This window comes from Streptosporangium sp. 'caverna' (assembly GCF_003203775.1).
GTDB lineage: Bacteria > Actinomycetota > Actinomycetes > Streptosporangiales > Streptosporangiaceae > Streptosporangium > Streptosporangium subroseum.
This window is the reverse complement of the sequence record NZ_CP029711.1, coordinates 8,199,622-8,215,066: the sequence shown is the minus strand read 5'-3', so window position 1 is coordinate 8,215,066 and position 15,445 is coordinate 8,199,622. Positions and strand designations below refer to the sequence as shown.

The 15,445-nt window shown below is 69.0% G+C and carries 13 protein-coding genes; all 13 read left to right on the top strand.

What is annotated here, in order from left to right; all coding sequences use genetic code 11:
- Nucleotides 1–10: 10 nt before the first annotated feature.
- The 13 genes from mreC (at nt 11) to obgE (ending at nt 15,400) form a co-directional block, all read left to right on the top strand.
- Nucleotides 11–874, top strand: coding sequence for a rod shape-determining protein MreC (mreC, locus tag DKM19_RS35305; protein WP_239513750.1), 864 nt, complete (start codon nt 11–13; stop codon nt 872–874).
- A gap of 3 nt (nt 875–877) precedes the next feature.
- Entirely contained in the window at nt 878–1,405 is a 528-nt protein-coding gene (gene mreD, locus DKM19_RS35300) for a rod shape-determining protein MreD (RefSeq protein WP_110701801.1), read from the top strand.
- Between the two features lie 106 nt (nt 1,406–1,511).
- A complete protein-coding gene (mrdA, locus tag DKM19_RS35295) occupies nt 1,512–3,575 on the top strand; it encodes a penicillin-binding protein 2 (protein WP_110701799.1) in 2,064 nt (687 codons plus the stop codon).
- 40 nt (nt 3,576–3,615) lie between these two features.
- Nucleotides 3,616–4,776: a rod shape-determining protein RodA gene (gene rodA / locus DKM19_RS35290; RefSeq protein WP_110701797.1), complete on the top strand. Its 1,161-nt coding sequence runs from the start codon at nt 3,616–3,618 to the stop codon at nt 4,774–4,776.
- 121 nt (nt 4,777–4,897) lie between these two features.
- Nucleotides 4,898–5,122, top strand: coding sequence for a hypothetical protein (locus DKM19_RS50065; RefSeq protein WP_162641999.1), 225 nt, complete (start codon nt 4,898–4,900; stop codon nt 5,120–5,122).
- Between the two features lie 102 nt (nt 5,123–5,224).
- Nucleotides 5,225–6,652 (top strand): hypothetical protein, encoded by a 1,428-nt coding sequence (locus DKM19_RS35285; RefSeq protein WP_110701795.1) that lies wholly within the window; start codon nt 5,225–5,227, stop codon nt 6,650–6,652.
- The gene (locus DKM19_RS35280) at nt 6,649–7,545 is read left to right on the top strand and encodes an aminoglycoside phosphotransferase family protein (RefSeq protein ID WP_110701793.1); all 897 of its coding nucleotides are present in this window, start codon (nt 6,649–6,651) and stop codon (nt 7,543–7,545) included. Before DKM19_RS35285 ends, DKM19_RS35280 begins: the two co-directional genes overlap by 4 nt.
- Nucleotides 7,546–7,563: 18 nt before the next feature.
- Nucleotides 7,564–9,474, top strand: a complete 1,911-nt coding sequence (locus tag DKM19_RS35275) for a TIGR03960 family B12-binding radical SAM protein (protein WP_110701791.1) — start codon at nt 7,564–7,566, stop codon at nt 9,472–9,474.
- Between the two features lie 121 nt (nt 9,475–9,595).
- The gene (locus DKM19_RS35270; RefSeq protein ID WP_239513749.1) at nt 9,596–10,357 is read left to right on the top strand and encodes a TIGR03936 family radical SAM-associated protein; all 762 of its coding nucleotides are present in this window, start codon (nt 9,596–9,598) and stop codon (nt 10,355–10,357) included.
- A 96-nt stretch (nt 10,358–10,453) separates the two neighbouring features.
- Nucleotides 10,454–13,183 (top strand): Rne/Rng family ribonuclease, encoded by a 2,730-nt coding sequence (locus tag DKM19_RS35265; RefSeq protein ID WP_110701789.1) that lies wholly within the window; start codon nt 10,454–10,456, stop codon nt 13,181–13,183.
- A 180-nt stretch (nt 13,184–13,363) separates the two neighbouring features.
- Nucleotides 13,364–13,666 (top strand): 50S ribosomal protein L21, encoded by a 303-nt coding sequence (rplU, locus tag DKM19_RS35260; protein WP_110701787.1) that lies wholly within the window; start codon nt 13,364–13,366, stop codon nt 13,664–13,666.
- A gap of 19 nt (nt 13,667–13,685) precedes the next feature.
- Nucleotides 13,686–13,943, top strand: a complete 258-nt coding sequence (rpmA, locus tag DKM19_RS35255) for a 50S ribosomal protein L27 (RefSeq protein ID WP_089207640.1) — start codon at nt 13,686–13,688, stop codon at nt 13,941–13,943.
- A gap of 104 nt (nt 13,944–14,047) precedes the next feature.
- On the top strand, nt 14,048–15,400 hold the full coding sequence (obgE, locus tag DKM19_RS35250; protein WP_089207641.1) for a GTPase ObgE: 1,353 nt from the start codon (nt 14,048–14,050) through the stop codon (nt 15,398–15,400).
- Nucleotides 15,401–15,445 lie beyond the last annotated feature (45 nt).

Sequence of the window (15,445 nt, the reverse complement as noted above, 5' to 3'; positions counted from 1 at the left end):
CCGGGCACGGATGAGCTTGGGACTGCTGCTGGCCGCGGCGCTCGTGCTCATGACAGTGGATCATCGGACGGGGGAGAACTCTCCTCTCGGCCCTCTCAGGGGGGTCGGCGCGGCGCTGTTCGGCGCGGCCGAGGGCGCGGGCTCCGGTGTCGTCCGGCCGATCGGTCAGTTCTTCGAGACGATGACGGGCGCGCCCGAGGCACAGCGCCGCATCGAGGCGCTGCGCGCGGAGAACAAGCGGCTCAAGCATGACCTGGCGGCGCAGAGCCTGGACAGGAAACGCTCCGCGGAGCTGCGCAGCCTGCTCGGGGTCGCCGGAACCGGCGGATACAAGATCGTGCCCGCTCAGGTGATCGCCCGGCGCGGCACGCCCGGGTTCGAGGAGGCCGTCGAGCTTGACGTGGGCACCGCCGACGGGGTGCGGCCGGAGATGACCGTGCTGAACGGCGACGGCCTGGTGGGCCGGGTGGTCCAGGCGGCCTCGTCCACCTCGACCGTGGTCCTGCTCAGCGACCCAGGCTCGGCGGCCGGTGCCCGGCTGGAGGGCAGCAACGAGATCGGTGTGGTGAACGGTGTGGGGGAGAGCGGACGTCTGGTCCGTTTCCGGCTGCTCGACTCGACCGCGCGGATCACTCGGGGCCACCGGATCGTGAGCTTCGGCTCCCAGCGGGGTGTCCCGTATGTGGCGGGCGTGCCGATCGGGGTGGTGGAGCGGGTGGAGGCGACACCGGGGGAGTTGACCCGGGTCGCCTACGCGCGGCCGTACGCCGACCTCACGGCGCTGGATGTGGTCGGTGTGGTGGTGCAGGCACCGGTCAGAAGCCCGCGTGACGCGGTGCGCCCCCCTGAGCCCAAAGCGCGAGAGGGGCTCTGAGAGATGGGTCGTAATGCGATCTTCGTGGGCCTGCTCCTGCTGACCATGGTCGTCCAGGTGACGGTCGTGAACCGGTTGCGGCTGCCCGGGGAGGCCTCGCCCGATCTGGTACTGCTCGCCGTGGCCGGATACGCCCTGGTCCGCGGGGCCGGGGCCGGGGCCGTCATGGGGTTCTCCGCGGGGCTGATCAGCGATGTGCTGCCGCCTTCCGCGCATCTGCTGGGTCAGAACGCGCTGGTGCTGTGCCTGATCGGGTTCATGGCCGGACGGGCGATGGAGAGCCGCCCGAACGCCGGGCCGTTCGTGGCGCTGGCCTGCGCGGTCGCCGGGCCGCTGATCGCCGTGGCGGTCGGCGCCATGCTCGGTGACATAAGGGTTGAGGTGTCCACGCTCATGGCGACGATGCCCCAGGCGATGCTCTACAACCTGCTGGCCGCGCCCCCGGTGGTGTGGGCGGCGGCCAGGATCGTCAGAGGACCCGTGGCGCGGCCCCCGCGGTCGGCGGGTCATCTCGCGCGGAGCCGTATATGAGCGAGCGATCCGGGTCATCTCGCGCGGAGTCGCGTATGAGTGAGCGAGCCGAGGAGCGCGGCGCTCTCCGGTCGTGCTCCTGCGAGCCACGTGGAGGGGAGCGGGCATGAGCAGGACGCGGGGGCGGCTGGTCGTGCTGCAGGTGCTGGTGGTGTCGATGCTGGCTCTGCTCTCCGTGCGGCTCTGGCAGGTGCAGGTGGTGCGCGGCGCGGAGTTCGTGACCGCCGCGACCGAGACGCGCACCCGCGACGTGGTCGTCCCCGCGGTGCGCGGGCAGATCCTCGACTCGGCCGGACGGCCGCTGGTCCGCAACCGGACCAGGCTGGTGGTCTCGGTGGACCGGACGCGCCTGAACCGGATGGAGGGCAACGGCCAGGCCGTGCTCCAGCGGCTGGCGACCGTGCTGAACCGTCGCCCCGCCGACCTGCGCGAGCGGATCAGGGCGTGCGGCCCCGGAGTCACCCGGCCGTGCTGGCCCGGCTCGCCGTATCAGCCGATCCCCATCGACGACCATGTCACCACCCGCGAGGCCCTGCAGATCCTGGAACGTCAGGAGGAGTTTCCCGGGGTCACCGCCGAGGTGCAGGCGGTGCGGGAGTATCCGGGCAGCAGCGCGGCCGCGCAGGCGCTCGGCTACCTGCAGCCGATCACCCAGGAGGAGCTGGAGAAGCGCGAGGGGCTCAGGGCGGTCACCTCCGGAGTGGACCTGATGGGCAGGGACGGTCTGGAGTCGGTCTACGACGGGCCGCTGCGGGGTGTGCCGGGAATGCGGCGCGTGCAGGTCGACCGGCTCGGCAAGGTGATCGGGGTCGAGCGGCAGGTGGCGCCGCGGTCCGGAGACACGCTCATCACCAGCATCGACTCCAAGGTGCAGGCCATCACGGAGAAGGCGCTGGCGGAGGCGATGAAGTCCGCACCTCGCGCGGACGGGGCCGCGGCGGTGGTGCTGGACGTGAGGAGCGGCCGGGTCATCGCCCTGGCCAGCGCGCCGACCTACGACCCGAAGATCTGGACGGGGGGCATCTCCGAGCGCGAGTACCAGCGCCTGCTGTCCGACAAGTCGGGCAAGCCGCTGGTGTCACGGGCCATCAAGGGGCAGTTCGCGCCCGGCTCGACGTTCAAGGTGTCGTCGGTGTCCGCGATGCTCAACGACGGCTATCCGATGAACGGCAAATACGACTGTCCGGGCTCATACATGGTGGGCAGCCGCCCGTTCAACAACTTCCGGGGCATCGGGCTGGGCACGCTCGACCTGCACACGGCGCTGGTGAAGTCCTGCGACACGATCTTCTACAAGGCGGCCTATGAGCAGTGGCTGCGAGACGGCGGGCTGAACCCGAAGGGAAAGACCAAGGAGCCGATGGCGAACATGGCGCGGGCCTTCGGGTTCGGCCGTCCGACGGGCATCGACCTGCCGGGCGAGTCGGCGGGACGCATCCCCGACCGGGCATGGAAGAAGGAGCTCTGGTCGGAGACCAAGGACAACAACTGCAGGCGGTCCAAGTCCGGGTATCCGGAGGTGGCGAAGACCGATCCCGCCAGGGCCTCCTTCCTGAAGCAACTGGCGTACGAGAACTGCCTGGAGGGCTTCCAGCTGCGGCCGGGTGACGCGGCCAACTTCTCCATCGGGCAGGGCGACGTCCTGGTGACGCCGTTGCAGCTCGCGGCGGCCTATGCCGCGCTGACCGGGGACGGCAAGCTGCGCAGCCCCCGCGTGGGCTGGGCGCTGGTGCGTCCGGACGGCACCAAGGTCAAGGAGATCAAGGTGCCGGTGGTGGGCAAGCTGCCTCTCTCCTCCAAGGAGAGGGCCTACATCAAGGGGGCGCTGAGCGAGGTCGCCTCGGACGGCACCGCGGCCGGCGCCTTCTCGGGTTTCCCCATGGACAGGGTGAAGGTCGGCGGCAAGACCGGCACCGCCGAGGTCTATGGCAAGGCGGACACCTCCTGGTTCGCCTCGTTCGCGCCGACGGACAAGCCGCGGTTCGTGGTCGTGGCCATGGTGTCCCAGGGAGGGATGGGCGGCGAGACCGCCGCCCCCGCCGTACGGAAGATCTACGAGGGCATCTACGGCTTCGCGCCCGCGGGAAAGTCGATCTCCGCGGCGCTGCCCGGCGGGCGACCGGCGACCGAGCTTCCGGTGATCAAACGGGATGGGACAGTGTCGCGGTGAGCGGCGCGATGAGCCGGGTGCGGGCCTCCGGGACGGCGTCGTGAGCTCCGTGAAGGCCGCGCCGAGCCGGTCCTTCACGGGAAGGACGATGGCGGGATTCTCCGCGGTGGGCCGGATGGACGGGGTGCTGCTGGTCGCGGTCGTCGCACTGGCGGTGATCGGCACGATGCTGGTCTGGTCGTCGACCAGGACCTGGGCGCCCGGCGCCACCGGGCTGGTCAAGAAACACATCCTCAACCTGGTCATCGGGGCCGTGCTGGCCGGCGCGACGACGATGGTGGACTACCGGGCGCTGCGGAGCTATGCGCCGCTGGTGTACGTCGTGAGCCTGGTTGGGCTGTTCCTGGTGATCACACCGCTCGGTTCCACCGTGAACGGGGCGCACTCGTGGATCATGCTGGGCGGCGGTTTCGCCTTCCAGCCGTCGGAGTTCGCCAAGTTCGGCCTGGTGATGATGCTCGCCATGCTGCTGGCCAAGCCCGCCCCGGATACCGACAGGCCACGCGGCATGGACGTCTGGATCGCGCTGGTGATAGCCGCCTTCACCATGGGCCTGGTGATGTTCCAGCCCGACTTCGGCACCACCATGGTCCTCGGGGTGATCACGGCCGGTGCGATCGTCATCGCCGGGATCCGCAAGCGCTGGATCGGCGGTCTCACCCTCTCCGTGCTCGGGGCGGCGGCGGCCGTGTGGTTCCTCGACGTGCTGGAGCCGTACCAGATCGCGCGGTTCACCGCCTTTCTCAACCCGGCCAGCGACCCACGCGGCGTCGGCTACAACAGCACCCAGTCGCTGATCGCCATCGGGTCGGGAGAGCTGTTCGGCAAGGGGCTGTTCCACGGCGGCCAGACCACCGGCCGGTTCGTGCCCGAGCAGCACACCGACTTCATCTTCACGGTGGCCGGGGAGGAGTTCGGCTTCCTCGGCTCGGTCACCGTGGTGGCGCTGCTCGGTGTGATCCTGATGCGGGGGGTGCGGATCGCTCAGGGGTGCGACGACCGGTTCGGTACGCTCGTGGCCGGCGGGATCGTCTGCTGGCTGGCCTTCCAGTCCTTCATCAACATCGGGATGACGGTCGGGATCATGCCGATTACCGGTCTGCCCCTGCCGTTCGTCTCCTATGGAGGCACCGCGACCTTCGCCAATATGATTGCGATTGGGCTACTTCAGGCCATTCACATACGTCAACATCAGTTCTAGGTGCTGACATTGCCGACATGAGAGTCATCCGCATGTTCGCGGACCTCGATTCTCACTGGCAGCGCGTTCGTCAAGCGAACATTCTGGGAACGAAAACGGAACTCGCGATGACGGAGGAGCCGTGATATCGGAGCTTGCCGAACGGCAACGGGCACTCGAACTGCTACGAGCCGCGTTCCCCGATTACCGGATCGTGTTCAGTAAGGGCCGCTGGGCCGCGGTGTCGGCGGGCAGCCCGCCGGCGGTCTGGTTCGCCGAGACCCCGAGCAGCCTGTGCGGACAGCTCTTCCAGGCCCAGCTTCGCAACGGTGGGACGGTCGTGCCCATCGGAGGTGGTGGTCCATGAGGAGGCGTTCTCCCGGATCGGCGGCCGGTTCTCAGCTGCATCGGATGCCGATCAGAGCACTAGCGTGATGGCGACCCCTTCTCGGAACGTCTGGGAGAGCCCATGACCCAGAGCTCGCGTGGCGGAGACCGTGCCGCGCTGGCCTGCGCGACGATCATCCGTAATCGCACGCTGGCAGCCATATCCGGCCCGCCGTCCGCGGCCGTCATCCAGCAGATGACGGACGAGATCCATGCCTGCTGCCCGCAGCAGACCAGGTTCAAGTGCCGCAGGCTCGCGCACGGGTGGACCGTGGAGGAGAGCATCGATCACTTCCACGCCATGTGCGACAGGGAGCACGTCAAGCGGCGCGGACTGACCGAACGCTCCTGGCGGGAGTGGGAGGCGGGGGCGCGGCCCGACCGTGACTACACGGACCTGCTGTGCAGGCTCTTCGAGACCGGACCGGTCCAGCTCGGCTTCGCCAGCGACTACACCCCCGAAGAGCTGCGCTCGGTGCCGTCCGCGCCCCCCGTCCTGGATCTGATCACGGTGGCGGCCGACGAGGCCGGTGCGCACGCGGAGCAGGCGGAGGCGAGCGAGCTGGGCTCCGGTGCGCTGGAGCGGTTGCGCACCCAGGTGATCTGGATCGGCAAGCGCTACGTCTCAGAGGCCCCGCTGCCGCTTTTCGTGGAGATGCGCGAGCTGCAGGAGCGAACCCGCAGGGCACTGGAGAAGCACATCCACCCCGGTCAGGCCCGCGAGCTCTATTTCCTCACCGGCGCGCTGTGCGGGCTGATGGCCAACGTCAGCATGGACATGGACCGCCGCATCCCCGCCGACACCCTCGCGCGCGCCGCGTGGACCTACGGCAAGGTGTCGGGGCATGTGGCGCTGATGGGATGGGCGCGCGGCATGCAGTCCTCCGTGGCGCTGTGGGACCGGCGCCACAGCGACGCGGCCAGATACGCCGAGGACGGCCTGACCTGCATGCAGGCGGGTTCCGGGGCCGTCCGCCTGCACATGTTGCGGGCCCGCTCCTACGCGCTGCTGGGCCGTACGAGGGAGGCCTCGGAAGCACTCCTGCAGGCGGCTGACGTCCGCACGGCCGGAGCCGACGAGCTGCACGACGAGATCGCCGGTGAGTTCGCGTTCCGCCCGGCCAAGGAGCACTACTACGCGGCGGTCACCCACCTGCACCTCGGCGATTCGGCGGGGGCCATCGAGTCGGCGCGCCGGTCGCTGTCCCTCTACGCCTCCGGAGAGCCGGAGAACCGCTCCTACGGGTGCGAGTCCATGGCCAGCGCGCATCTGGCGATCGCCCACCTCATGGAGGGTGATCGTCAGGGGGCGGAGAGTGCCATGGCGCCGATTCTCGCGCTCCCTCCGGATCGGCGCATCGGCAGTCTGGGTACGACTCTCAGTACCGGCCGTTCGCTGCTCTCCGGCAGGCCGGGCGGAGAGCACATGGCCAGGCAGATCGAGAACTTCTGCTCCGTAGGCCTGCCACAGCAGGCCCGGCGCGCTATTTCAGACAGGAGCGGGCAATGACGATTGCCGCAGAGGAGTTGCTTCTCACTCCGGCGGGCGCGGCGCTCGCCCGCTCCTGCAAGGAGGCCGGGCTGGACACCACGGGTGTCACGCTGCTGCGCAACTTCGCCAACGCCGTCTACCACCTGGAGGCCGAGGGTGTGGTGGTACGGCTGGCGCAGGCGACCACGCCGGGCAAGCTGGATCGGCTGACGACCTCCGTCCGGGTCACGCGGTGGCTCGTCGAGCAGGGCTTTCCCACCATCAGGCCGCTGGACATGAAGCAGCCGGTCGTCGCGGAGGGGTTCCTGGCGACCTTCTGGCGCCACGAGGAGCACATCGGGCCGCTGCCCGACCCCGCGCAGCTGGGGCCGCTGCTGAGGCGTCTGCACGACCTGCCGCCGGTGCCGTTCGAGTTGCCGACCCACGACCCGTTCGGGGCGGTGCGCCGGGCGATCGACGCGAGTCTCTCGATCGACGACGATGACCGGCGCTGGCTGCTCGAACGCTGTGACACGCTGTCCGAGGCCTACTACGAGCGGACGGAGTTCGCCCTGCCGTACGGACTGATCCATGCGGACGCCCACCGCGGAAACATGATCCGCACTCGTGACGGCTTCCTGCTGTGCGACTGGGACGGGGTGTGCGCCGGACCGAGGGAGATCGATCTGATCCCGACGCTGCAGGGGATCAGGTTCGGCCTGACCGAGCGCCAGCGGTCCAATTTCAGCGAGGCATACGGTCACGACGCGACAAAATGGGAGGGCTACCCGGTGCTGCGCGACATGCGGGAGCTGCAGACTCTCACCGCCGTGCTGCGCAACGCCCACCGCGACCGCACGGCCCGCGACGAGTTGCGGTTCCGGCTCGCCTCCCTGCGGGCGGGTGACGACCGCCTGTGGCACCCGCTCTAGGCGGATAGGCTTGACGGCATGTCTGTCGAGTCGTTGTTTCCCCGCCTGGAAGCGCTTCTGCACAAAGTGCAGAAGCCCATCCAGTATGTCGGAGGTGAGCTCAACTCGACCGTCAAGGACTGGGACGAGACCACGGTCCGATGGGCGCTGATGTATCCGGACGCCTACGAGGTGGGCCTGCCCAACCAGGGCGTCCAGATTCTCTACGAGATCCTCAACGAGCTGCCGGAGACGCTGGCCGAGCGGACCTACTCGGTCTGGCCCGACCTCGAGGCGCTCATGCGGTCCGAGGGCGTCCCCCAGTTCACGGTCGACGCGCACCGTCCCGTCAGGGCGTTCGATGTTTTCGGGATCTCCTTCTCCACCGAGCTTGGCTATACCAACATGCTGACCGCGCTGGATCTGGCGGGCATCCCGCTGGAGGCGGCCGATCGGGGTGATGACGATCCGATCGTCCTCGCCGGCGGCCACGCGGCCTTCAACCCCGAGCCGGTCGCGGACTTCCTGGACGCCGCGGTGCTGGGCGACGGCGAGCAGATCGCCATCGCGATCACCGAGGTCATCCGCGAGTGGAAGGCCGAGGGCTCGCCCGGCGGGCGCGACGAGTTGCTGATGCGGCTGGCCGAGTCCGGTGGGGTCTACGTGCCCAAGTTCTACGACGTCGACTACCACGCCGACGGCCGGATCCAGCGCGTGGCCCCGAACCGTTCGGGCGTGCCGTGGCGGGTCCACAAGCACACGGTCATGGATCTGGACGAGTGGCCCTATCCGAAGAAGCCACTGGTCCCGCTGGCCGAGACCGTGCACGAGCGGTTCAGCGTGGAGATCTTCCGCGGCTGCACCCGCGGCTGCCGGTTCTGCCAGGCCGGGATGATCACACGTCCGGTCCGTGAGCGCTCGATCACCACGATCGGCGACATGGTCGAGGCGGGCGTCAAGGCCTCCGGGTTCAACGAGGTCGGCCTGCTGTCGCTCTCGTCGGCGGACCACTCCGAGATCGGAGAGGTCGCCAAGGGGCTGGCCGACCGCTACGAGGGCACCGACACCTCGCTCTCGCTGCCCTCGACCCGGGTCGACGCCTTCAACATCGACCTGGCCAACGAGTTCTCCCGCAACGGCCGCCGATCGGGCCTGACGTTCGCCCCGGAGGGCGGCTCCGAGCGGATGCGCAAGGTGATCAACAAGATGGTCACCGAGGAAGATCTGATCCGGACCGTCACCACGGCGTACACGCAGGGTTGGCGGCAGGTAAAGCTCTACTTCATGTGCGGCCTGCCCACGGAGGAGGACGCCGACGTCCTCGGCATCGCCGATCTGGCCAAGAAGGTCATCAAGGCGGGTCGCGAGGCCACCGGGTCGCGTGACGTCCGCTGCACGGTCTCCATCGGCGGGTTCGTGCCGAAACCGCACACTCCGTTCCAGTGGGCGGGTCAGGCGGACCACGAGACCGTGGACCGCAGGCTCATGGCGTTGAAGGACGCCCTGCGCAATGACAAGCAGTACGGCCGGGCCATCGGCCTGCGCTATCACGACGGCAAGCCCTCGATCGTGGAGGGCCTGCTCTCCCGGGGCGACCGCAGGGTCGGCAAGGTCATCCGCGCGGTGTGGGAGGGCGGCGGCCGTTTCGACGGCTGGAGCGAGCACTTCTCCTACCAGCGGTGGATGGACGGCGCGGCCGAGGCCGGCATCGACGTCGACTGGTACACCACGCGCGAGCGCGAGGAGAACGAGGTCCTGCCCTGGGACCACCTGGACGCCGGTCTCGACCGCGAATGGCTCTGGCAGGACTGGCAGGACGCCGTCAACGACGTCGAGGTCGAGGACTGCCGCTGGACCCCGTGCTACGACTGCGGCGTCTGTCCCACGATGGGGACGGAGATCCAGATCGGGCCCACGGGGAAGAAGCTGCTGCCACTGACGGTTGTGTGAGATAGGCGGTGCGTGAGCACCGCCTATCCTGAAATGACGATCACGACTTGGGAAGGACGACACCACCCTGAAACCCGCTCCCGACGGGCCTCCGCCCGCGCCCACGGTGCAGCGCCTGAGTGTGCGCTACGCCAAGCGGGGCCGCCTGCGCTTCACCAGTCACCGTGACATCTCCCGAGCCGTGGAACGCGCGGTCCGGCGAGCCGACGTCCCGGTGGCATTCAGCGCGGGCTTCTCGCCCCATCCGAAGATCTCCTACGTGGGTGCGGTCGCCCCCACCGGAGTCGCCAGCGAGGCCGAATACCTCGAGATCAGTGTGACGCGAATATGTGACCCGGACCTGCTCCGTGCCGCTCTGGACACATCGCTTCCCCCCGGTCTCGACGTGCTCGCCGTCATCGAGGCCGGCGCCGGAAGTCTGGCCGACCAGCTGGAGTGCTCGGCATGGGAACTGCGGTTACCGGGAGCCGATCTCGCCCTTGCCAGGGCGGCGGTCGAGCGGTTCGGCGCCACCGAGCGAATCGAGGTGGAGCGCCTGACCAAGAAGGGGCTGCGCCGCTTCGATACCCGTGAGGCGGTGCTGAGTCTTGAGGTATTTGAGGGAACTGAGGCAACAGCAGGTCAGGCGTCCAGCCAGCCATGTGTCATACTTCGCATGGTTGTACGGCACGCAACTCCTGCCGTTCGACCCGACGACGTACTAACTGGATTGCGTCTTGTGGCTGACTTCGCGCCGCCGGTGCCCCCCGAGGTAACCAGGCTGGCGCAGGGCCCGCTGGACGTACGCACCGGTGAGCCCGCCGATCCGTTCGACCTGGACCGCGACATTACGCGCGGCGGCGAAGCGGAACCGGTGGGCAGGCACGTTGGCGGCGACATATAGGACTTGGCGCCGGGCCCAGGCCTGGCGGACAGTGAGAAGACGAGAGCTCCCGCGCGGCGCGGAGACGTGCCCGGGAGCTGACGGGAGAGCGCCCGCATGCTCGATAACGAGCCCAATGTCGGGGTCAATGGCCCTGATGGGGACAGAACGGAAGTAGCACAGCCGACGACTCGTCGGAGGGCCGCAAGCCGGCCCGCCGGACCTCCGCCGGAGGATCCGGACCCCGCCCCTCCGGTGGTGGCGACCGCCGCACCGGAGGCCGCCCCTGGCGAGGCGGTGACCGCCGCGCCCGAGCCCGAAGTGGTTCAGGAGGCGGCTCCCAAGCGCGCCACCAGGCGCAAGGCGGCCACGACAGAGGCCGCAGGCACCACCACGGGTGCCACCACCCGGCGCAGCCGTGCGAAGAAGACGGCTCCCGAGCCGGTCGCGGAGACGGTCGCCGAAACGACCGCGCCGGTCGTTGAGCGCGTGGCCGATCCCGAGCCGGTCGCCCAGGAGGCGCCCGCTCCGGCGAAGCGCACCCGTACCCGCAAGAAGGCCGTCCCGCAGGACGCTCCGGTCCAGGCGGACCGTGTCGCCGAGAGAGCCGAGGAGCCGGCCGACATGACCCCGGCCGAGGCCGAGGAGGTCGCGGCGGCGCTGCTGCTCGAGATGCCCGCCGACGAGCCTCTGGACGACGAGCCCGCCGGCGAGGACATCGTCGAAGAGCGGCCGGGGCTGTTCGTCGATCCTTTCGGCCTGTCCGCCCAGGATCGCTCGGGCGTGCCGTCGATGACCTTCCAGGCGCCGGCGGCGGTGTTCCAGCCGCTGTTCCAGGCACCTGACCAGCACCGTGCCGAGCAGGCGGTCGTCCGCCCCGCTCCGGTCCAGCAGCCCGTACCGCAGCCCGAGCCCCAGCCCGCCGCGGTGGAGGCCGAGACGGCCGACGACTCCGACGACGATGACGACTCCGACGACGACGCCGGCAGCCGCCGTCGTCGCCGCCGCAGGGGCGGCCGTGGCCGGGGCAAGGCACGTGATCTCGACGACACCGAGGACACCGACTCCGAGCAGTCCGAGGACGAGACGGCCGAGGCCGAGCAGGACGACGACACGGAGAGCGGCAGCTCGCGCCGGCGTCGCCGGCGGCGTCGCAGGGGCTCGGACGAGGCGGGCGACGTTCCGGACGACCCGCCGAACACGGTGGTGCGGATCCGCGCCCCCCGTGCCGGGCGCAGCACCTCGATGGACGAGGTGCAGAGCGTTCGCGGCTCGACCCGCCTGGAGGCGAAGAAGCAGCGCCGCCGTGAGGGGCGCGAGCTCGGCCGGAGGCGTCCGCCGATCATCACCGAGTCGGAGTTCCTGGCCCGCAGGGAGTCCGTCGAGCGCATGATGGTGGTGCGCAGGACCGGTGGCCGGACCCAGATCGCGGTGCTGGAGGACGGCGTCCTCGTCGAGCACTACGTCAACCGCGAGGCGAGCCAGTCCTACGTGGGCAACGTCTATCTCGGCAAGGTGCAGAACGTCCTGCCGAGCATGGAGGCCGCGTTCGTCGACATCGGCAAGGGCCGCAACGCGGTGCTGTACGCCGGTGAGGTGAACTTCGACACCGCCGGGCTGGAGGGTCAGCCCAAGCGGATCGAGGTGGCGCTGAAGTCGGGCCAGTCGGTGCTGGTGCAGGTCACCAAGGACCCGATGGGCCACAAGGGCGCGCGTCTCACCTCGCAGATCAGTCTGCCGGGCCGCTACCTGGTCTACGTGCCCGACGGTTCGATGACCGGGATCAGCCGCAAGCTTCCCGACAAGGAGCGCACGCGGCTCAAGAGCATCCTCAAGAAGGTCATGCCGGAGAACGCCGGGGTCATCGTCCGCACGGCCGCCGAGGGCGCGTCGGAGGACGAGCTCGACCGCGACGTGGCCAGGCTGTCGGCCCAGTGGGAGAACATCCAGCGCAAGGCCAAGCCGGCCAGCGCGCCGGAGCTGCTCTCCTCCGAGCCGGACCTGACCGTCCGGGTGGTCCGGGACGTCTTCAACGAGGATTTCGCCTCGCTCGTGGTCGCGGGTGAGGATGTGTGGGAGACGGTCGACGAATACGTCCGCTACGTCGCCCCGCATCTGGCCGACCGGCTCTCGAAGTGGGAGGAGAGCGGCGACGTCTTCGCCGCCTACCGGATCGACGAGCAGATCGCCAAGGCGATGGAGCGCAAGGTCTGGCTGCCCAGCGGAGGCTCGCTGGTGATCGACCGGACCGAGGCGATGACCGTGGTCGACGTCAACACCGGCAAGTTCACCGGTCAGGGCGGAAACCTCGAGGAGACCGTCACCCGCAACAACCTGGAGGCGGCCGAGGAGATCGTCCGCCAGCTCAGGCTGCGCGACATCGGCGGCATCATCGTCATCGACTTCATCGACATGGTCCTGGAGAACAACAGGGACCTGGTGCTGCGGCGTCTGCTGGAGTGCCTGGCCCGGGACCGGACCAAGCACCAGGTCGCCGAGGTCACCTCCCTCGGCCTGGTCCAGATGACCCGTAAGAGGGTCGGACAGGGCCTCCTGGAGGCGTTCTCCACCGTCTGCGAGTGCTGCAACGGCCGCGGGCTGCACGTCTCGTCCGAGCCGGTCGAGGCCAAGCCCGAGCCGCGAGGCACCCAGGGCAAGATGGCCGTGGAGAAGGCGGTCTCGGAGAAACTCGGCAAGGACAGCGGAACCGCTGTCGCGGCCGGAGACCAGGCTGGTCGTGATACCGTGACCGATGCGCTTGATGACGTCCCGGTTGAGGACGCGCAGGCCATACAGGCTTCTGGCCGGGGGCGGAGACGCTCCCGCAAGGCCAAGTCGGCCGATTAGGCCGGCACCTCCGACGTTCCGCCCGGTTCGACCAGGACGCCGTTAATCCGGTACCCTGGTGAACCGGTGCGCTTATGGCGCGCCCTGTTCGCGCGCCTACCCGGTTCGTCAATTCAGTGACCATAGCCGGATGCGGGGCGCAGCATCCAGCGAGCAAGCAGTCAGAAGAAGGGTTCCGCGGTGTACGCGATCGTTCGTTGCGGCGGCAGGCAGCAGAAGGTCTCCGTCGGTGACGTCCTCGAAGTGGACAAGGTCGCCGGCGAGGTCGGTTCCAGGATTTCGCTGCCGACGGTGCTCGTCGTCAACGATGGCGACGTGACCACCGAGGCGGGCAAGTTCACCGTTGCCGCCGAGATTCTCGGTGAGACCAAGGGTCCGAAGATCCGGATTCTGAAGTACAAGAACAAGACCGGTTATAAGAAGCGCCAGGGTCACCGCCAGCGATACACGCAGGTGAAGATCACCGGCATCGACCAGGCCTGAGTTTCGGGAGTTTTGCGAGATGGCACATAAGAAGGGCGCGTCGTCCACTCGGAACGGCCGTGACTCAAATTCCCAGCGGCTTGGCGTGAAGCGCTTCGGCGGCCAGCTGGTCAACGCCGGCGAGATCATCGTCCGCCAGCGTGGCACCCACTTCCACCCGGGCGACAACGTCGGCCGCGGTGGCGATGACACGCTGTTCGCACTGGCCGCAGGCCACGTGCTTTTCGGTCTCAAGCGCGGACGCCGCGCGGTGAGCATCGTTCCGGTCGCGGAGTAGATCCGCACCGACAGATGTTGATGGCAGGGGTGGATCGCTTCCGCGGTCCACCCCTGTTCATGTTTTAAACGGGAATTCCCGCAGATGGGGGTAGGAGAGCAGACATGCCGGACTTTGTGGACCAAGTGGTCCTGCACATCAAGGCCGGTGACGGAGGGAATGGCTGCGCCTCTGTCCACCGGGAGAAGTTCAAGCCCCTGGGTGGACCGGACGGTGGCAACGGTGGTCGCGGCGGCGACGTGATCCTGGAGGTCGACGCGAACACCGCCACGCTCCTGGAGTATCACCGCCGCCCGCATCGCAAGGCCGACAACGGCAAGCAGGGACACGGTTCCAACCGTGACGGCGCCAACGGCGGCGACATCATCATCCCGGTGCCCGACGGCACCGTGGTCAAGAACGCCGACACCGGCGAGGTCCTGATCGACCTGGTCGGCGCGGGCACCCGTTACGTGATCGCCGAGGGCGGCCACGGCGGGCTCGGCAACGCCGCCCTGGCCTCCACCAAGCGCAAGGCCCCCGGCTTCGCGCTGCTCGGCGAGCCGGGCGACGAGGTCGACGTCCTGCTGGAGATGAAGAGCGTCGCGGACGTGGCGCTGGTCGGCTTCCCCAGCGCCGGCAAGTCCTCGCTGATCGCCGCGCTCTCCGCGGCTCGGCCGAAGATCGCCGACTACCCGTTCACCACGCTGGTGCCCAACCTCGGCGTGGTCACCGCGGGCGAGACGATCTTCATCGTCGCGGACGTGCCGGGGCTGATCCCCGGAGCCTCCGAGGGCAAGGGCCTGGGGCACGAGTTCCTGCGCCACGTCGAGCGCTGCAACACGCTCGTGCACGTGATCGACTGCGCCACCATGGAGCCGGGCCGCGACCCGATCAGCGACTACGAGGCGATCGAGGCCGAGCTCAAGGCGTACGGCAAGCTGGAGGACCGGCCGCGGATGGTCGTGCTCAACAAGTCCGACGTGCCCGACGCCCGTGACCTGACCGACATCGTCAGGCCGATGCTGGAGGAGCGGGGCCTGCGGGTACTCTCGGTCTCCGCCGCCACGCACGACGGTCTGAAGGACCTCACCTACGCAATGGGCGAGATGGTCGCCGCCGCCAGGGCCGCCGCGCCCGTGGTCGAGGCGACCCGCCTGGTCATCAGGCCCAAGCAGCTCGGTGACACGGGCTTCAACGTGCGCATGGTCGACGAGAAGACCTTCCAGATCACCGGGGCGAAGCCGGAGCGGTGGATCCGCCAGACCGACTTCACCAACGACGAGGCCGTGGGCTATCTGGCAGACCGGCTGGAGCGGCTCGGCGTCGAGCAGGAGCTCACCAAGGCGGGGGCGAAGGCCGGCGCCGAGGTGATCATCGGTTCCATGGAGACGGGCTACATCTTCGACTGGCAGCCGACCCTCAACGCGGAAGCCGTGCATCAGGGCCCGCGAGGTTCGGACAACCGGCTCATCTGACCGGTCGGCCGGACAACCGATTCGGGTGATCGGCCGACACGACCG

Excerpts from the sequence above, each read along its gene's own strand:
- mreC (WP_239513750.1), top strand. The coding sequence starts at position 11 with ATGAGCTTGGGACTGCTGCTGGCCGCGGCGCTCGTGCTCATGACAGTG.
- mreD (WP_110701801.1), top strand. The coding sequence starts at position 878 with ATGGGTCGTAATGCGATCTTCGTGGGCCTGCTCCTGCTGACCATGGTC.
- mrdA (WP_110701799.1), top strand. The coding sequence starts at position 1,512 with ATGAGCAGGACGCGGGGGCGGCTGGTCGTGCTGCAGGTGCTGGTGGTG.
- DKM19_RS35285 (WP_110701795.1), top strand. The coding sequence starts at position 5,225 with ATGACCCAGAGCTCGCGTGGCGGAGACCGTGCCGCGCTGGCCTGCGCG.
- DKM19_RS35280 (WP_110701793.1), top strand. The coding sequence starts at position 6,649 with ATGACGATTGCCGCAGAGGAGTTGCTTCTCACTCCGGCGGGCGCGGCG.
- DKM19_RS35275 (WP_110701791.1), top strand. The coding sequence starts at position 7,564 with ATGTCTGTCGAGTCGTTGTTTCCCCGCCTGGAAGCGCTTCTGCACAAA.
- DKM19_RS35265 (WP_110701789.1), top strand. The coding sequence starts at position 10,454 with ATGCTCGATAACGAGCCCAATGTCGGGGTCAATGGCCCTGATGGGGAC.
- rpmA (WP_089207640.1), top strand. The coding sequence starts at position 13,686 with ATGGCACATAAGAAGGGCGCGTCGTCCACTCGGAACGGCCGTGACTCA.
- obgE (WP_089207641.1), top strand. The coding sequence starts at position 14,048 with ATGCCGGACTTTGTGGACCAAGTGGTCCTGCACATCAAGGCCGGTGAC.